The sequence below is a fragment of the Kitasatospora sp. NPDC091335 genome (assembly GCF_044757205.1).
In the GTDB taxonomy this organism is placed as follows: Bacteria; Actinomycetota; Actinomycetes; order Streptomycetales; family Streptomycetaceae; genus Kitasatospora.
Map to the genome: position 1 here is coordinate 272544 of NZ_JBIVUM010000001.1, position 18028 is coordinate 290571.

The 18028-nt window shown below is 71.5% G+C and carries 13 protein-coding genes; 8 read left to right on the top strand and 5 right to left on the bottom strand.

Annotation, left to right across the window (positions count from 1 at the left end; translation table 11 throughout):
- Positions 1–78: 78 nt before the first annotated feature.
- The 4 genes from ACIQOW_RS01255 (at position 79) to ACIQOW_RS01270 (ending at position 4767) form a co-directional block, all read left to right on the top strand.
- Positions 79–558: a hypothetical protein gene (locus tag ACIQOW_RS01255; RefSeq protein ID WP_401078313.1), complete on the top strand. Its 480-nt coding sequence runs from the start codon at positions 79–81 to the stop codon at positions 556–558.
- 87 nt (positions 559–645) lie between these two features.
- Entirely contained in the window at positions 646–1569 is a 924-nt protein-coding gene (locus ACIQOW_RS01260) for a DUF2637 domain-containing protein (protein WP_401078316.1), read from the top strand.
- On the top strand, positions 1532–2380 hold the full coding sequence (locus ACIQOW_RS01265; protein ID WP_401078318.1) for a phosphoadenosine phosphosulfate reductase family protein: 849 nt from the start codon (positions 1532–1534) through the stop codon (positions 2378–2380). Before ACIQOW_RS01260 ends, ACIQOW_RS01265 begins: the two co-directional genes overlap by 38 nt.
- The gene (locus tag ACIQOW_RS01270; RefSeq protein WP_401078321.1) at positions 2377–4767 is read left to right on the top strand and encodes a hypothetical protein; all 2391 of its coding nucleotides are present in this window, start codon (positions 2377–2379) and stop codon (positions 4765–4767) included. Before ACIQOW_RS01265 ends, ACIQOW_RS01270 begins: the two co-directional genes overlap by 4 nt.
- Positions 4768–4869: 102 nt before the next feature.
- On the opposite strand, the gene ACIQOW_RS01275 is transcribed toward ACIQOW_RS01270, so the two are convergent.
- From ACIQOW_RS01275 to ACIQOW_RS01285, 3 genes are all read right to left on the bottom strand, one after another.
- Positions 4870–5454 carry a hypothetical protein gene (locus ACIQOW_RS01275; protein WP_401078324.1) on the bottom strand — a complete coding sequence of 195 codons (585 nt, stop codon included), beginning with the start codon at positions 5452–5454 and terminating at the stop codon, positions 4870–4872.
- Positions 5455–5515: 61 nt separating this feature from the next.
- A complete protein-coding gene (locus ACIQOW_RS01280) occupies positions 5516–5779 on the bottom strand; it encodes a hypothetical protein (protein WP_401078327.1) in 264 nt (87 codons plus the stop codon).
- Between the two features lie 92 nt (positions 5780–5871).
- On the bottom strand, positions 5872–6333 hold the full coding sequence (locus ACIQOW_RS01285; RefSeq protein ID WP_401078330.1) for a hypothetical protein: 462 nt from the start codon (positions 6331–6333) through the stop codon (positions 5872–5874).
- Positions 6334–6648: 315 nt separating this feature from the next.
- On the opposite strand from ACIQOW_RS01285, the gene mobF reads away from it, so the two are divergent.
- The 3 genes from mobF to ACIQOW_RS01300 all read left to right on the top strand — a co-directional run bounded on the left by mobF (position 6649) and on the right by ACIQOW_RS01300 (position 13381).
- A complete protein-coding gene (mobF, locus tag ACIQOW_RS01290; RefSeq protein WP_401078333.1) occupies positions 6649–11676 on the top strand; it encodes a MobF family relaxase in 5028 nt (1675 codons plus the stop codon).
- 147 nt (positions 11677–11823) lie between these two features.
- Positions 11824–12735 (top strand): hypothetical protein, encoded by a 912-nt coding sequence (locus ACIQOW_RS01295; protein ID WP_401078336.1) that lies wholly within the window; start codon positions 11824–11826, stop codon positions 12733–12735.
- A gap of 7 nt (positions 12736–12742) precedes the next feature.
- Positions 12743–13381, top strand: a complete 639-nt coding sequence (locus ACIQOW_RS01300; protein ID WP_401079756.1) for a hypothetical protein — start codon at positions 12743–12745, stop codon at positions 13379–13381.
- 323 nt (positions 13382–13704) lie between these two features.
- Here ACIQOW_RS01300 and ACIQOW_RS01305 read toward each other — a convergent pair whose 3' ends face one another.
- The gene (locus tag ACIQOW_RS01305; protein WP_401078339.1) at positions 13705–14136 is read right to left on the bottom strand and encodes a hypothetical protein; all 432 of its coding nucleotides are present in this window, start codon (positions 14134–14136) and stop codon (positions 13705–13707) included.
- 153 nt (positions 14137–14289) lie between these two features.
- Here ACIQOW_RS01305 and ACIQOW_RS01310 point away from each other — a divergent pair, with 153 nt between their 5' ends.
- Positions 14290–16362 (top strand): NB-ARC domain-containing protein, encoded by a 2073-nt coding sequence (locus ACIQOW_RS01310; RefSeq protein WP_401078341.1) that lies wholly within the window; start codon positions 14290–14292, stop codon positions 16360–16362.
- A gap of 15 nt (positions 16363–16377) precedes the next feature.
- Here ACIQOW_RS01310 and ACIQOW_RS01315 read toward each other — a convergent pair whose 3' ends face one another.
- Entirely contained in the window at positions 16378–18021 is a 1644-nt protein-coding gene (locus tag ACIQOW_RS01315) for a translation initiation factor 2 (RefSeq protein ID WP_401079758.1), read from the bottom strand.
- Positions 18022–18028: the final 7 nt, after the last annotated feature.

Genomic DNA, 18028 nt, shown 5'->3' on the forward strand with positions numbered 1-18028 from the left:
GCCCGGAGACCCGCCGGACCGCACCGAGGCCAGGCCAGACCGCAGGGCCCCACCCCGAGCACCGCAGGAGTCAGCAACATGCCCCAGTACATCGTCCCGATCGACGTCATCACCGTGCACGTGGTCCCCGTCCTCGCACCCACCGCCGACGCGGCCAAGGACGAGGCCGAACGCATCGTCGCCAGCGACCGGAAGACCTGGTACGACCACACCGAGCCGCTGTGCGTCGGCGACGCCCACACCGCGGCCGAGTGGGACGCCCACCAGGAGAGCCTCGCCCGCACCAGCAACACCGCCCGCCCGGCGCTGCCCCGGGCCCGCCAACCGCAGGACCCCACCCCCGCGCGGTTCCGCGCGCCCCGCACCGACCACCACGCCGACGGCACCGTGTGCCCTCCCGAGCACCGGCACACCACCAGCGGCCGGCCCCTCGCTGAGGGTTGCCCCGGCCGCGTGTACTCCAAGGCCGTGTGCACCTGCGGCCAGTGGTCGACCCAAGCGCCCGGCAAGGGCTACGTGGACGGCGAACGCCTTCGGCACCTGAGCACCACGCACTGACACCACGCTCCACCCCGACCGACGAACGGGTGCGGCCCGGAGGGCAACCGGACCGCACCCGCCCACGAAACCCGAGAGAACAAGATCGTGACCCCGACCCGTCCCGACACGGACGCGCTCACCGCGGACATCACCGTCGGCATCCTCGGCGTCTGCGCGTTCGCCGTCAGCTTCACCCACGTCGTCCAGACCGCCACCGAAGCCGGCCAGACCGGATGGGTGGCCTACGCCATCGCCGTCAGCGTCGAGCTGATGGCACTCGGCTCCGTCTCCGAGATCCGCCGACGCAAACGGCACGGACAACCCGCCCGCTGGCCCCGCGGCGTCCTGGTCCTCGGCGTCGCGATGAGCCTGGCCGCGAACCTGGCCGTCGCCCAACCCGCCACGTGGGGATACGTGATGGCCGCCTGGCCGAGCCTGGCGTTCCTCGCTGCCGCCGGAATCATCGAGTCCCGCCCCTCCGGCCGCTCTGCCGAACCCGCACCGCCACGGCCCGCCGAAGCAGACACCCACGAGTACCAGGACGTCGCGGCCGACCCTCCGCCACCCGACCCGATCCCAGCTCAGCCGGACGACCAGGACCAGGACCAGGCCGAAGACCCGGTCGAACCGGCCGACGACACCGAAGCCGACGAGCCCGACGAGCAGCCGGCCACCGAACCGCCGACGGAGCGGCCGAGCAGCCTACGCGTCATCACCGAGCTGCTCGCCGCGATGCGGGCCGACCCCGACTGGCGCCCCGACTACGCCGCGCTGACCACCGGCACCGGCTACAGCCGGTCGTGGTGCGAGAAGCGGGTGGCCGACGCCCGCACGCTCCTCCGCCGTACGGAACCCGGCCACACCCAGGAGTACCCCGACCACACGGTTGGCCCGCAGCCCCTCAGCCCGAGCCACACGCCCCGGGACGCCGACGACCAGCCCCTCCCGCCCACCTCCCGACCCGCACCGAACCCGTACGAGGAACCCGCACATGAGCACCACCCGCCACATACCGCCGCAGCTGCGTGACGCGGACGCCTACGTGATCAACAACAGCGCGGGCAAGGACTCCGCCGCGATGCTCCACCGGTGGGCCACCACCGCGACCCCCGAGATGCTGGAACGCACCGTCGTCCTCCACCTGGACCTCGGCGACGCCGAATGGGACGGAGCCCCCGCCCTCGCCGCAGACCAGGCAGCCGCGTACGGGCTGCCCTTCGAAGTGCGCCGCCGCGAGCGCGGCGGCCTGCTCGACCTGGTCCGCGCCCGGGGCCGCTGGCCCGGCCCCGGCACCCCCTTCTGCCGCAGTTACCTGAAACGGGACGTTGCCCGGAGGTACTACACCGAGCTGACCACCCGCCTCGGCATCAGCGGTCGGCCCGCGCACATCGTCACCGCGCTCGGGCTGCGCGCCGCCGAGAGCACGGTTCGGGCCCGCCGCCCCGCGGTCGCCCCGGACCGAGCGGCGAGCTCCGGCCGGCGCCAGATCACCACCTGGCTGCCCGTACACAACCTCAGCACCGACGACGTGTGGAAGACCATACGGGCCAGCGGCATACCGCCCCACCCCATCTACCAACACCTCGACCGCCTGAGCTGCCGTCTGTGCCCGTTCGCCGGACGCCGCGCCCTCATCACCGCGGCACGGATGGCACCGGACACCGCACTCGACTACGCCCTGGTCGAAGAAGAGATCGGCCAGCCGTTCCGCCGTGACCTGTCGATGGCCCGGATCATCGAAGCCGCCGAGCGTGAGGACACCGGTTCCGTACGGCCCCTACACCCGTACGGGGCCGCCCCCCGTACACTTCCGAGCCGTACGGGGGTGTGCGCCGCGTGATCCGTACCAACCCCGCACCGACCCACACCGACCTGCCGGTGGTGTTCAGTTTCGGCATGGGCGTGGACAGTGCCGCCATTGCCGCCCGCTGGCTCACCGAGCCGGCCAGCCGAAGGTTTCCGCTCGACCGGCTGACGGTGCTGACCGCGATGACGGGCGATGAGCCAGACATCACCCGGCGTCTGGTCGAACAGCACCTGCTGCCGCTGCTGCGCGACACCGGCACGAGGTTCGTCCAGATCAGCCGGACCAACCAGCGCGGCGGCTACACCGTGCTGGACGACTCCCGCTCCCCGCGCCGGCTGATCACACGGGGGCCGTGGCGGCTGTCCGACGAACTCCGGGCCAGCGGCACCGTCCCGCAGATCGCGGCCAAACGTCGGCTGTGCAGCCAGCACGCGAAGGGCGAAGTGCTCGACGGGTGGCTGGGCGACGAGTTCGACGGACCCTTCCGGCACGTCCTCGGCTTCGCCAGCGAGGAACTCCGCCGGGCGGAGCGAGACGAGAGCTACACCGCCCTCGGCCGCATCCCCGAGTACCCGCTGATCGATGACTGGGGATGGGACCGCCAGCAGTGCGAGCAGTACCTACTCGACCTCTTCGGCGAGCCGTGGTCCAGGTCCGCGTGCGGCTACTGCCCCTTCTCGGCGGGACAGCGCGGGCGCGCCGAGCTGATCGAGCGGTGGCGCGCGGAGCCGGCGGTCGGCGCCCAGGCGCTCGCCCTGGAGTACACCGCGATGGCCCTCAACCCGCGCTCCAAGCTGTACGGCACCGTTGCCGCCCAGGACCTCGCCCGCACCCACGGGCTGGCCGACGCCCTCGGCGCGTTCGAGGAACACCTCCGGCGCCAGCGCTGGAGCGTCTACGAGGTCCGGCGGATCATCCACCCACGCCGCGACGACCCGACGGCGAAGGGCGCCGCCTGGCGCAGCGTACGGAGCAGGTTCACCGGCAGCCGGGCCGACGCCGCCGCCATGTTGACGGCCGTTACCGACGGCCGAGCCCGCACCGACCAGTACGGGATCACCCGGGCCGAGATCATCCCCCGAACCAGCGGATATCCCGCGATCGAGATGACGCTCGCCCTCGCACCGGCCGGGGTCATCGACAAGGAGAGACCGGCATTCGGGGCATGGTGGGAACGTCTGCACCACCAGAGCGAACTCGCGCTCCCGGTCACGCTCGCCGCGCGAGCGGAGCCGAAAACGGGGGCCAGCAGCACGGCCGAAGCCGTGCCGACCTCAAGGATCGGCTGGGCAAGCCGCTGGCCCCCTCCCACGAAGCCCGATCCCGAAAGACCGCTACCTCGCGCGGGTAGATTAGTGCATGTCGAGCCGGGGAGGGCACCTCCCCCTGAACCCCCACCCCAAGGAGCCCAGCCGATGGCCCCCGCCCCGACACTCGCCGAGCGGCTGGACGCCGCCGCCTCCGACAGCCTCAGCGTCGCCGACATCAGCAACGCGACCGGGCTGTCCGAGTCCACCGTCCGCCGCCTCGCCAAGGACCCGGAGTGGCCCGAGCCCGAGGAGCCCGGCGACCACCGCGAGCAGCGGTACCCGCGTGAACCGGTAGCCGCGTGGATGCGCGACAACCAGGCCGCACGCATCAACGCGGAGGAACTGCCGGGGGCCGACAGCGACCGCGTCACCCTCACCGAGATCGCGAGCCGGACCGGAAGCAAGCGCGAGACCGTCAGCCGACTGCCCTCCACGTACAAGAACAGCAGCGACCCGTTCCCCGCCGCCGACCCGCTCGGCACCTACAACTGGGGCGAGGTCAAGGCATGGCTCGGCCGACGGGCCGGCCGCACCGGCCCCCGCGGCGCCACCCAGCCGCCCGCCCCCACCCAGGCGCCGACCACACCGCCAGTGCTCGACGTGCTCACCACCGCGATGATCGAGCGGCTCACCGGAAAGGGGAAGGAGGCAGTGAAGACTCTGGTCCGCCGTCCCGAGATCGCCGAACTCAGCTCCGGCAAGGTCGGCCGCCTCCGGGTGTGGCCGGCGGCCACCCTGCTGCCGCTGCTCTGGAACCTCGGCTACCTGCCGGAGTCCGGCCCGCTCGGAGCCGAACCGACCGCCGTCCTGGTCGAACTCGGCTACCTGCCCGCGACGGGGAAACCGAGCGCCGAGCAGATCGCCGTGCTGCGCGCATTCGGCTACGACGAGAAGGGGAGCCCCGAGCACCGTGCGTGGCTCGCCGGACCGCTCCGAACCGCGACCGAGCTGTCCAAGCACTACGGGGTGAGCCTCAGCGCGATCAGTAAGCGCATCGCCCGTGCCCAGGAAGCCGGCCAGCCCGTTCCGCACCCGATCGACACCGAGGACGGCAAGCGATACGACCCACGGGCCTTCGACGCCTTCTGGAACCCCCCGGCCGCCGAGTAGCAGCCGCTGAACACCACGACGGCGCTGCCGACCAACCAGGTCGCCAGCGCCGCCGCCGTTCCGTCTCCCGCCGTGTCCGAACGGCACAGGCGGTACCCCCGCCTACCGCCTCACAGGCTCGGTGTCTCCAGTACGGGCGGCCTTCGGGTGGGACTTGAGGAGCATGTGGTGCCGGGCCCTGCCCTCGATCGCCGCCGTCGCTTCCCGGGGGACCACCACGATGCCGTCCAGCAGCCGAACCGCCCGGCGGTAGGCGGTCTGACGCTCGGCGTCGGACGCCCCATCACCCAACACGGTGCGCAGCAGCCGCTGAGCCTGCGCCACCGCCGCGCGCTCCCGCTCCGGCATCTGAGCCGTGCCGACCCTGCGAGCATGGCGGTCAGCGACCTGCCAAGCGATCTCCAACGCGGTCACGGCCCGCCCGTACGCTGCCGCGCCGTCGGAGCCGGCCACGGACCGGGCGTCGGCCGCCCCCGCGAGCGCGTGCACCAGATCGGCCGTCTCCCGCACAGCGACATCCGCCAGCAACGGACGCTCCAACACCGCCAGGATGTCGCCGGTGAACTCCCCGTACTGCTCCAGCACGGCATCGTGCCGATCCTCGACACGGCGCAACCGCAGCCGCGCGGCCCGGTCGTCCGTCCGGCGCTTCTTCACGGCCGCAGCCACCACCGCCACACCGGCCACCGCCGCGACCGCGCCCCCCGCCAGCCCGATAGCGCCCCACGGCACCGCGAAGCCGCCGCCGTCAGCCGCCGCCGTCAGCCGGCGCCGACTCGGCGGGTGCCGCGTCCGCCACCGAGCCCCAGACCGTGGGGAGCACCTTGAACGTCAGCCACGGAAACGCGGGGATGACCGCTCCGGCAATGATCCCGCCGACCGGGGAGCCGCCGTGCCGCCCCGCCAAGCCGTACCAGGCAGAGCGGACCAGCGCGCCCAGGGCCACCAGGGCGCCGCCGAACAGCGCAGCCCACTGAGCCCACTGAGCCCACTGCTCAAGGTCCTGGTTCACTTCCGGTACGTCCTCGGGGTAGTTCGAATGCGGTACATCGTCTCATTCGTCGGCAGCCGAAGCAGTGACGAACGGCACCCGGCCTCCGCCGGTCACCCCTGCGCGACGTCGCCGTTCACCGTGGAGCCGGAGCCGGCCGCCGCGCCACCAGACCCGGGCGCCACTGCCACGACCGCTGCGGCACCACGGCTGTCGCCGCGCGGCTTCCCGGCCCCGGCGATGTCCGCCAGGATCGCCCGGACCTCCGGCAGCGACAGCCCCGTCAGCTCCGCGATCTGATCACGCGGCTCACCCATATCGGCGAGCGCCGCCACCGCCTCCCGCGCCAGCCGCTCCGGTTCCAACGCCGCAGCCTCCGCGTCCGCCAGGAGCTTCTCCGCCCGAGAACGCGCGGTCGCCCGCAGCTGCTCCGCCCTCCCCGTCTGCTCGTAGAAGTCGGCCAGCGCTGCCTCCACCTGCCGCTCGCGCCGAAGACGCTCCGCGTCCCGTGCTGCCTTCGCCTGCTGCGCCGCCCGAACCGCATTGGCCCGCGACGTCGAAATTCTTCCGCTCATGCACCGAACATAGCCGATAAAGCCTAGGCTGCAAACCTCTTTGAATCTCTCTCGATAACCTTCGATAAACGTTGAGAAAAGTCGATAGAGAATCCGAGTCGCACGTCACATATCCAGCGCTTCGACTGCCCTGACCTGCTCATATGCCAGGATCACCAAGCCATCCAGACGCCTCTTGCAGATATTCTGAGCATGGTCCGCTGCGCGGGGCTAAAGTACTCGCATGGCATTTGATGAGGCAGGTGAATCGGCGGCTGGAATAGCCGTCGCACTTACCCTCATCCAGGTTCCGGAAAGCTGGGGGTGGTCGCGTTGATGACCATCCACAAGCTCACCGCCGGCAACGGCTACACCTACCTGACGCGCCAGGTCGCGGGCGGCGACGTACAGCGTCAGCGGGGTCAGTCCGCCGAGGAGTACTACACCCAGAAGGGCAACCCGGCGGGCGTCTGGCTCGGCCGCGGCGCCCCCCTGCTCGAACTCGACGGGACCACCGTCACCGAGCAGCAGATGAAGCACCTGTTCGGCCTCGGCCAGCACCCCGACGCCCAGGGCATCATCGACGAGCACCTGGCCGCCAACGTGCGCGCCGACATGGACGACGACCAGCTCCAGGCCGTTCGCGCCGCAGCGATCAAGGCCGCGACCCTCGGCCGCAAGTACCCCGAGTACGAGCCGCTGGACCCGTTCGCCGAGCGCGTCGACAGGCGCCTGGCCGTCATCGAGAAGGAAGCCCGGCGGGCGCCCACGAGTGCCGAGATCAAGAAGGTCCAGCACGAGGAGTCCCGTCGTCAGCGCGCCGCCGTCGCCGGGTTCGACCTGGTCTTCGCCCCGGTCAAGTCCGCCGCGGTCCTGTGGGCACTGGACGAGCGCCCCGAGGTCCGCGCCGCCGTCCGCGAGGCCCACGAGGCCGCCCGCGACGCCGCGCTGGAGCTGCTGGAGGAGCACGCCGCGTACACCCGCACCGGCAGCACCGGCCAGGCCCAGATCGACACCAAGGGCCTGGTCGCCGTCGCCTTCGACCACTACGACAGCCGGGCCGGCGACCCCAACCTGCACACGCACCTTGTCGTCGCCAACAAGATCCAGGGCGTCGACGGGAAGTGGCGTTCGCTCGACGCCCGCGGCCTGCTGGCGATGACCGTGGCCACCTCCGAGTTCTACAACTCGCGGTTCGAGACCGAGCTGACCGCCCGTCTCGGCGTCACCTTCGAGGCCCGCGAGGACTCCGCCACCAAGCGCCAGCCGGTGCGCGAGATCGTCGGCGTCCCCGTCGAGGCGATCACCCACTTCTCCTCCCGCCGGACCGAGATCGAAGCTCGCTACGAGCAACTCCTTCGAGAGTACCGGCGCGAGCACGGGCACGACCCCTCCCGCGGCATGACCCACCAGCTCGCCCGCCAGGCGAACCTGGACACCCGCGAGGGCAAGAAGGCCGCCCGCTCCCTCGAAGAGATGCGCGCCGACTGGACCCACACCGTCACCACCGCCCACGGCCAGGACATCGTCCACCGCGTGATGGCGGCCGTCCCCGCGCCTGAAAGCACCCCGGCCACCACCCAGCAGGAGGAGCCGAAGCCGGTCGAGATCCCCACTCTCGCCGCCGCCGTGATCTCCGCTGTCGGTGAGGAGCGCGCGGTGTGGACGGTGTGGAACCTGCGCGCCCACGCCGAGCGCCTGGCCCGCTCCGAGCACCCCACCACCAGCACCACCGAGCACCGGCAGCTGGTCGAGGCGATCGTCACCGAGGCCATCTCCCCGGCGCACAGCGTCCGCATCGACGCCCCCGCGCTGCTTACCGAGCCCGAGGAACTGCGCCGCGCCAACGGCGACTCCGTGTTCGTCCAGCACGCTTCCACCCGCTACACCAGCACCGCCATCCTGGACGCCGAGCGCCGCCTGGTCACCGCCGCCCTCACCCCTGTCACCGAGGGCCCGAACCCGGCCTTCGTCGGCGCCGCCCTGGACGGCTTCGAGGCCCGAAACCGTGCACTCGACGAGGGCCAGCGCGCCCTCGTCACCGCGTTCGTCACGGACCCCCGGTTGGTCTCCCTCGGCCTCGGCCCGGCCGGCTCCGGCAAGACCACCGCGATGCAGGCGTACGTCCACGTCGCCAACCAGGCCGGCCAGCGCGTCGTCCCGCTCGCCACCTCCGCCGCCTCCGCCGCCGTCCTCGCCAAGGACCTCAAGCAGCCCGCCGAGAACCTCCACAAGTTCCTCTGGGAGTACACCGGCGGCAAGTACATGGGCGAGCTGCTCAGCGGCCAGAAGGTGCCCAAGAGCCGGGCCGGCTTCGTCCTGAACCCGGGCGACGTCGTCCTGGTGGACGAAGCCGGGATGGCGGGCACCCTCAACCTGGACAACCTCGTCAAGATCGCCGCCCAGCGCGGCGCGACCGTGCGCCTGCTCGGTGACTACCGCCAGCTCAGCAGCGTCGAAGCGGGCGGCGCGCTGCGGCTCATCGCCGCCGAGGCCGGCGCCGTCGAGCTCACCACGCTCCACCGGTTCAGCGACAAGGCCGAAGCCGCCGCCACCCTCAAGATCCGCACCGGCGACACCGCCGCGCTGGACTTCTACTTCAACAACCAGCGGGTGGTCAGCGGCTCGCGCACCGCGATGGTCGAAGCCGCCTACGAAGGCTGGAAGACCGACATGCTCGCGGGCCGCACCACCCTGATCAGCGCCCGTACCGGCACCGACGTCACCGCCCTGTCCGCCCGCGCCCGCGACGACCGCGTGGCCGCCGGCCAGGTCGAGGCCGACGGCGTCCTGCTGCGCGACGGCAACCGCGCGGGACGCGGCGACTGGATCGTCACCCGCAAGAACGACCGCAAGCTCACCACCAACCGGGGCCGCGACTTCCTCAAGAACGGCGACGCCTGGGAGATCCTCCAGCGCCACCAGGACGGCTCCCTCAAGGTCCGCCACATGGAGCACCGCGGACGCCTCACCCTGCCCGCCGAGTACGTCGCCGCCAACGTCCAGCTGCTCTACGCCTCCACCATCACCCGCTCCCAGGGCGGCACCGTCGACACCGCCCACCCCCTGGTCACCGACGACACCACCCGCGAGGAGCTGTACGTCCAGCTCACCCGCGCCCGCCACACGACCACCCTCTACACCGCCACCCACGAACTCCTCCCCTTCGACACCGACGAGCAGCTCGACCAGCCGAAGAACGACCCCGACTCCTTCGCCGCCCGCGAAGTCCTGGAGCGCGTCCTGAGCCGTGAGGGCGCCCAGCTCTCCGCCACCGAGACGATCCGCAACGCCCAGGAGGACGCCGTCTCCCTGGCCACGCTCGCGCCCCGCCACCAGCACGCCGTCGAGACCCTGACCACCCCCTACTACCACCAGCTGATCCACCGACTCCTCGGCCCCGCCCTCGCCGAACAGATCACCACCGACGACGCGATGACCGCCGTCACCCGCGCCCTGCGCAACGCCGAAGCCGGCGGCTGGCAACCCGAGCGCCTGCTCGCCGCCGCCACCTGGCGTGGTGACCTGACCACCGCCGACTCCCCGGCCCAGGCCCTCGCCTGGCGCCTGAACACCATCACCGACGACCGCCCCGCCCCCGCCCACCTCAACGCACCCACCACCGCCGACACCACCCGCTACGCCGCCCTGTTGGCGGCGCACACCGGCCTGCCCGTCCACCGCTTCGACCCCGAGGCCGCGACCACCGAACCGGCCGCCCTGAGCATCGCGCCCGCCGCCACCCAGGCCGCCGACGCGCACCCGCACGTCTCCGCCGACACCCTCAACCGCTACGCCGCCACCGCCGCAACCGCGCTCAACACGGCCACCGACAAGGTCACCACCCACCCGCAGTGGCCCCACCTCGCCGGAGCCCTCGCTGCCGCCGAACGCACCGGCCGCGACACCACCACCCTGCTCACCACCGCCGCCACCCACACCACCGGCACGAGCGACCCGGTCACCGCCCTGACCCGCGCCGCCCGCACCACCCTGGCCGAAGACGGCATCCCCGAGCACCACCAGCAGGCCCCCGAAACCCTCCGCCACCAGGCCCTCACCGCCACCGTCCTCGGCGACGAGCACGCCACCCGCGCCCTGGGCGAGAACACCTGGCCCGCCCTCACCGCCGCCCTGCGCCGCGCCGAGACAGCCGGCCACGAACCCGCCACCCTGCTGCGCCAGGTCGCCGAGAGCCGCCCGCTCACCGGCGCCGACAGCCTCAGCCAGGTCCTGGCCTGGCGCATCGGCCGCTCCCTTGCCGCGCAGGCCCCCGCGACCGCCGACCAGCAGGGCGACCGCGCCGAAGCGGAGCTGTGGCGCACCCTCGCCTGGACCCTCAAGGCCATCGAGAACACCGGCACCACCGCGGAGACCGCCCTTTCCGAGGTGACCGGCCGCACCGCGCTGCCCGAACTGCTCCAGCACGCCCAGCAGCAGGCCCTCGCCCACACCCGCGCCGCCTCCGGCCGGGCCGACCTCCCGGCGTGGATCAGCGCCGTACCGCGCTCCACCATGGCCAACCCGCTCCACCATGCCTACCTCACCGACAGCGCCGCCCTGATCGCCAACCGGCTCTCGGTGCTCGCCGACCGCACCGTGGAAAACCGACCGGAGTGGAGCCGGACCCTCGGCGAAGCCCCGACCGACCCCACCCAGCGCGCCCAGTGGCAGCAGCAGCTCGCCCTCGTCGCCGCCTACCGCGACCAGTTCAAGGTCACCGACGACAACGCCACCCAGCCGGCCGGCCCCTACATCGAGGAAGGCCGAACCGGCCACGACGCCTACTGGCAGGCCACCGCCGCTGCGATCGCTGCTCGGCGCAGCGCCGCCGCACCGGCGAGTGCGGAGTCCACTACCGGGACCACCGACCAGCAGGCCCGCTTCCAGCTCGCGGCCGACGTCTACCGCGCCCTGCCCGAGGCGGACCAGGCCGAGATCCTGCGCACCGTCGTGACCCGCACTGGCGCCACGTGGCTCGCCAGCCTCCCGCACCTGGACGACGCTGCCCTCACCCAGCAGAACGTCGCCGAGCAGGTCACCACCGTGCTCGCCGAGCGCCGCCAGCTCATCGCCGAGGCCCTCCGTCCCGGGCAACTGCAGGCGGAGCAACGGCGTCAACCGACCCTCGCCGAGCGCCGCCGCGCCGGCCGCCAAGCCGAGCGCCAGGCCCACCGCGAAGGGCTCCAGCAGCGGGGCGGACAGCCCGTCCGCGCCGTTCCGCGGGCGCCCGCTCAGCGGGTTGACACCGCCGATCAGCGCCACGCCCAGGCCCCAGCCGAGCGCCCGGCCGTGCAGCAGCCGGTAGTTCAGCCGCTCCGGCAGCAGGCTCGCCAGGACCAGCAGGGCCCGCACCTTCGCTAGGAGGAGTGTCGAAGCTGAGCGGTGCCATCCCGGTTCGCACACCTGTGAATCCGCCGGTGGGTTGTCCGAGGCACGGCGTAGTCTGCGCGCGGGCACGGACATCGCGACGCGCGGTGTGGCCGGACTTGTGTCGATGAGGAGTGGAGCATGCCACTGACGCCGCAGCAGCGGATCGAGAAACTGAACCGCTGGACGAACCCCCCGAGCCAGGCGGAGGAGGAACGGCTGGACCGCGCACGGCGCATGGTTACCAACGCGGTTCGCCAGCACCCACCCTTCGCGAACCTGGGGCTGATCGTGGAACCGAAAGGCTCCTGGGCGAACAACACCAACGTCAGCAGCGACAGCGACATGGACATCAAGGTGGAGTTCACCCAGCGAGTCTTCCGAGGCCCCGTGGACGGGATGGAGTTCTGGGATCTGGCTTTGCAGAACAACAGTTACAGGGGCCTCTGGACACCGGAGGTGTTCAGACACGAACTTGGAGTCGCGCTCAAGTCGGCCTCCACCCGCGTCGACGCCAGCCACAACGTCGCCTTCTACGTCCCGAGCGTTCCCGGCAGCCGGCCCGACACTGACGTAGTGCCGTGCTTCACCTACCTTCACACGCCCCTCTTTGGAGCTCTCAAGCAGGGCACGGTGGTCTTCACCAAGGACGGTAAGCACATCGTGAACTGGTCCCAGCAGCAGCTGGAGAACGGCCGAGCGAAGAACAATCGGACAGGTCGCCGCTACAAGTTCGCGGTGCGCGCGTTGAAGTCGGTAGAGAACGACCTGGTCGCTATGGGGGCGGTCAAGGAACTCCCGTCGTACTTCATGGAGTGCCTGATCTACAACGTCCCGGATGAGGTCTTCAAGGCACCCTCGCTAGACCAGGCTTTCCGAGGGGCCCTCGTGTGTCTCAAGCACCAGTTCGGCTTCTGGTCGTGGAATGACCCGGACACCATGGTCGAGCCGAACGGCATCAAAAAGCTCTTCGGCCCCGCCCAGAAGTGGAACAAGAACGACGCCCAGCACCTGCTCGGTGCTGCCTGGAACTACCTCGGCTACGACGGATGACATCGTGATGAACTCGCCTGCCCAGTCCATACGATGGGGTGCGGCCACCGCCTCCACCCTGTACGGGGCACTCCTCTACGTCCTGGGGCTGCACCCCGAGGAGCAGCTCAAGTACGCCTTCGCCTACACCCCGGCACTGCTCAGCTACCTGGTCATCGTCTTCGACAAGTGGGCCTGGCGATGGCCAGGCATTCACCGCATCACCGGACACCCGCGTATGGACGGCACCTGGCGCACGACCCTTCGCCCCAGCCCGGACAGCCACATCCCGACCGGCGGAAACCGCGGCCCGGTCCGTGCGTACCTGGCTATCGAACAGTCCTACTGGACGCTCCACGCCACCCTGCGGACAGCGGAGAGCGCTTCCCGCTCCAGCAATTCGACGATCGAGAAGCGTGACGGCTCGGGCGTGGCCGAGCTGCGGTTCCTCTACGAGAACACCCCGCAGGTCGCCCACCAGAACCGCAGCCCGGCCCATACCGGCGCCTGCCGGATCACCCTGGCTGGCAGATCGCCCGGCTCCATGAACGGCCGCTACTACACCGACCGCTTCACCGCCGGTGACATGGAACTGGTCCTGGTCAACCGAAACACCGACCACAGCACCTTCGCGGAGGCTGAAACCGCGGACACCTCCAACCCGTGAACCGCCGGTGCGGCCGTGGATCCGCAGAACCGGCCGTTCCTGATCACCCGGGTTCGGCCTGCTCACCGTTGGACGTGGCCTGTGGGGGCAGGAGCCAGCACCGACGGTGACATGGAAGACCGGGACCGGCTGGGGTGTGTGGGCGTCCTGTTCTTCCAGGTGGCGCAGGTGGCGAGAGATGGTTGATCACGGTGCTCCAGGGTTCGGCGGACCGGCCGCGCCGCTGGTTTCGAGGGCTTCGGTACCGTCCGGCACCTTCGATGGTCCTCTCGCCGGACCCGGACTCTCCCTGGGTCTCCCGCCGTCATCTTGAAGCGCCGTAGTCAGTAGTTGCGGTCATCGGCCCTCGGGGTGCTCGGCATGTTGAAGGTGAGGTTGGAGAAGTCCCGCCCCTGGACGATCGTGCCGTTCTGCGTCCCGCCGCTGATGGTGTTGTGGACGGAGCCGGCGGAATCGGTCACGGCCCGGGCCCACCATTCATCGAGGAGCACGCGGAATTCCGGGTCCAGAGCAGCCCGTACCCCAAGGGCGGTCGCCAGCGCCTGGGCCCGTACGGGGTCGGCGGGTACGGCGTCCAGGGCCGCGAGTTCCACCTCGCCCGAGCTGATTCCGGGCAGTTCCTCCTGGTCCTGTCCTCCGCCACGGCGGAAGGGGCGCCTCACCAGGGTGGCGAGTCCCTGCCACGCCTGGCGTCCCGCTTCGCTGGCGACGCTGCTCGCGAGTGCCGTGAGGGCGGCGGCGGTGATCGGATCCAACGCAGTGCTCCTTCGTCCATCGGTGCCGTTCGTTCACACCATAGGGACAGCCCGCCGAAGAGGCACGGGTTTCTCCTGACCGGATTCGCGAATCGGGAGGACGCGGCCTCGATCGCGGCGTCATGCTCCCCTGCGGGACCTAGTGTTGGTCCCATGTCTGAGGAGACGCGGAACAGCGTGGACGGGCGGGCGGAGACGGTCGTCCAGGCCAGGAACATAGGGGAACTGCACTTCCACCAGCACGGTGGCGGCCCCGAGAGATCGGCGCCGTTCCAACTGCCGCCGGTGACCGTGCCGTTCGAGAACCGCCTGGCCGAGCAGGATCGTGTCGTCCGTGCTGTGGCGGAGCACACCGAGGACGCCGGTCCGCTGCTCGTGGCGCTGACCGGGATCGGTGGGATCGGCAAGACGGCCCTCGGGTACCAGCTGGCGCGCCGGTTCGCCGGCCGCTTCCCGGACGGGGTGCTGCACGTCGATCTCGACGACCTGCGCCGGGAGGGCGTGGTGGATGTCGCGGACGCCGTCGGCGGCATGCTGACGGCGCTGGGCGTTCCGCCCGAGTGGCTGGAGCGCAGCGCCGCCGGACGTTCGAAGCAGTACTGGTCGCAGACCCGGGACAAGCGGCTCGTCGTCCTCGTTGACAACGCGCGGTTCGGCAGCGAGGTCCGGGCGTTCTTGCCGGCCTCGGGTCGGAGCCTGGTGATCCTCGCGAGCCAGTCGCCGCTGTACGACCTCGATGGGACGGCCGCGGTGGAGGTGGCTGTGGGTCCGTTGTCGCTGGACGACGCGGTGCGCTTGCTCGGGAACATCGTGGAGGATCCGCGGCTGCAGGCCGAGCCGGATGCCGCCGCAAAACTGGTTCGGGGCTGCGGAGGCCTTCCCGCCGCGTTGCAGGTGGCCGGGCAGTGGGTGCGCAAGTACCGCCGGCGGAGCCTGTCCCGGCTGGTCGAGGAGCTGACTGCCGAACTGCACGGGAAGGGGATTCCCATGGTCGAGGCCGTCTGGGACGCCGCGTACGAAGGGTTGGCGCCGGCCGCCGCGCGGCTATACCGGCTGCTGCCCCAGCATCCCGGGCCCGCCCTCGGGGAGTTGCCGGCCGCCGCCCTACTCGGTGTGGCCCCCGGCCGGGCCGCGGACGCGCTGGAGGAACTGGAGGCCGCCGGCCTGTTGGAGTACCGGCTGGACGGGTACCGCATGCACGACCTCCTGCGCGGCCACGCCGAACGCCGGGCCCGGCAGACTGATCCGGACGGTACGGCCGGGGCGGCCGCCCGGTCGTCCGTCGTCAGGTGGTACCGGAGGCAGGCCGCCCGCGCGGACCTCGCGGCGGCCGGCCGCCGGATGACCTTCGCGCCGCTGGTGGACCCGATCGGCCCTGAGGTGGCCGACGTGGACTTCCCGGACGCGGCGGCGGCCTACCGATGGCTGGAGTCGGTGCGGCTCGCCCTTTTCGGGTGCGTGCGGACCGCCGCCGAGGACGGACGACACGAGGACGCCTGGGCACTCTGCGAACCGCTGTGGACCCACTTCCTCGACCATCCGCACTACGCGGACGTGATCGACGCCTTCCGACTCGGGGTCGCCGCCGCGGATCAGGGCGAATTCCTCCCGGCCATGGTCCGCATGCGGTGCCAGTTGGCCCGACCGCTGTGGGAACAGGGGTTCCACGAGGAGGCAGCCCGACACGTCGATCACGCGCGGCGGGCCTCGCGGCTGTTGGACGGGGCGCTTACCGACCAGGTACAGGAGCGCAAACTGCAGGCGTCGGTCGTGGAATTCAGCGGTCTGCTGAAGTCCTCGAACGGTGACCTGAGCGGGGCCGCCACCGACTTCGAGGCATCCCGGGCGGTGCACGCGGAGATCGGGAACGAGTACGGGGTGCTCCTGCAGACCTACCTTCTCGGTCGGACCGCATTGGCGGGCGGAGACCTCGACGGTGCGGTTCGGCTGCTGGAGGAGAGCCACCGCATGGCACGGGACCAAGGACGCGGCCGGATGACCTCGCGGTCGGGCTTCGAACTCGGGCGGGCGTTGCGGCTGTCGGGGCGCGCACAGGAGGCGGAGGCCCTGGTCCGGGCTGCCTTGAACGGGGCCCGCGAGCGGCGCTCGGGCACCGACGAGGTCCGGGTGCTGGAGGAACTGGCGGCCCTGGCGGAGGGCCGGGGCGACCTCGCCGAGGCCGAGCAGCACCGGGCTGCCTCCCGGCAGCTCCGGGACGGAGGCTGAGGGAGGATCAGGCGGTCAGAGTTCGTGGTCGAGGTCTTCGGGGGCGGGAGGGTACACATGGACGCGTACGATGAGCGGCGCCGTTTCGCAAGTGAGGACGACCGGGACAGCGGACGCGACGGCGGCGGGCGCCGCAGCGCTGAGCCAGGCGTGTACCGCGGAGACCGCCGCCACCGGATCGATGCGTGACATCCGGCCACCGGCCCGGTGGGGCTCTAGCCGGATGCTGAGGAGCCCGTATGAGCGGTGCCTGAGGAGGCATCGCTCGGCGGACAGGACTGCGGCGGCCGTACGGCAGAGCGGCGCCTCTTCCAAGACGTGGGCCGTCCAGCCGGCAGCCGTCCAGGTGGTGGAGAACCGGCGCGGGCCGGCCGGACCGGTCGGCCGGGCGCACCGCCACAGCACGGCCGCGCTCTGCACCGCTCGTGGTCCGGCCTTCGGATGCTCGGCCGCGAGGTGGTGCACCGTGCGTGGGGTCTGCGGGGGGAAGCGCTCCACGATGATCCGGCGGCCGTCCAACTCCGTTCGGACGGCGTGGGCCGCCGGACGGCGGTCCACGCTGGTCGGGGCGGGGAAGGCCTGGGCTTCCGGAGCCGGGGCGACCGGGCGCAGGCCGAGCATCCGGTAGAGCCTCCGCTGTAGTCGCGGCAGGGCCTCGCCCTGCCGCGCGAAGGCGGCCTCAGCGACGGGGCGCGTGTCCAGCCTGGCGGCCTCCACCAGGACCTCTTCCAACTGCCCCGCCTCGGCGAGTCGGGGCGACCGGGCGAGTAGCCGCGCCATGGGGCTCCCCGGGAGCAACTCGTTGCCGCCGTCGTACGCGTTCACGACCGGACGGCCGAGCGCGGCCGCGTACAGGGCGGTGGATCCGTGATCAGTGATCACGGTGTCCGCCGCGACCAGGAGCGCGGCCCACTCCTCGTACGGTCGGGACAGCACGAGCCCTGCGGCCAAGGCCGGGGCCAGCTGGCGGGACAGGTCGAATGCGCCGGTCCGGCTGTGCTCGTTCGGGTGCAGGACCAAGGCGACTTGGAAGGCGTCCTGAGGCAGCAGGGCGACGAGTTCGCCGGGCAGTCCGGGGCGTCGGGACAGGAGGGATTCCGGCCCCCAGGTGGAGGTGAGTACGACCAGCCGTCGCCGTCCGGTCCCCAGGGCGTCGCGGTAGTGCGAACGATGGCCAGTGGAGACCAGAAGCCGGTCGAGGGTGGGATCCCCGACCACGCTGGCCCGACCCGCCAGGGAGGGGCAGTGATGGGTCAGCAGGGCGACCTGGTTGTCATGGGCGAGGGCGTGCAGGTCGGCCCAAGGGGTGCCGCCGGGGAGCAGGTAGGCGGGATCCAGGCCCGACGGTACGCCTGGTGAACCGTCGTCACGGACGGCCTTGTTGAAGCCCGCCCCGTGCGGAAGCAGGACCCGGGGGCCGGAGAGTTCGCGTAGCTCACCCTTGGGGCTCGCGGCCAGCACTAGGTCGTGGTTGGCGCGGAGGGCTTCCTGCCACGGCACGGTCCGCGCGCCGGACCGGTCGAGTGCGGCGAGGGCCTCGACACCGAAGTCGGAACCCGGGGCGAGCGTGAAGCGGGTGGCGATGCGTGGATCCCCGAGGAACACTGGCAGCACATCCAGGAGTCGGTGGAGTGCCCCGGCGGAACGCACCGGGATCAGGACTGCC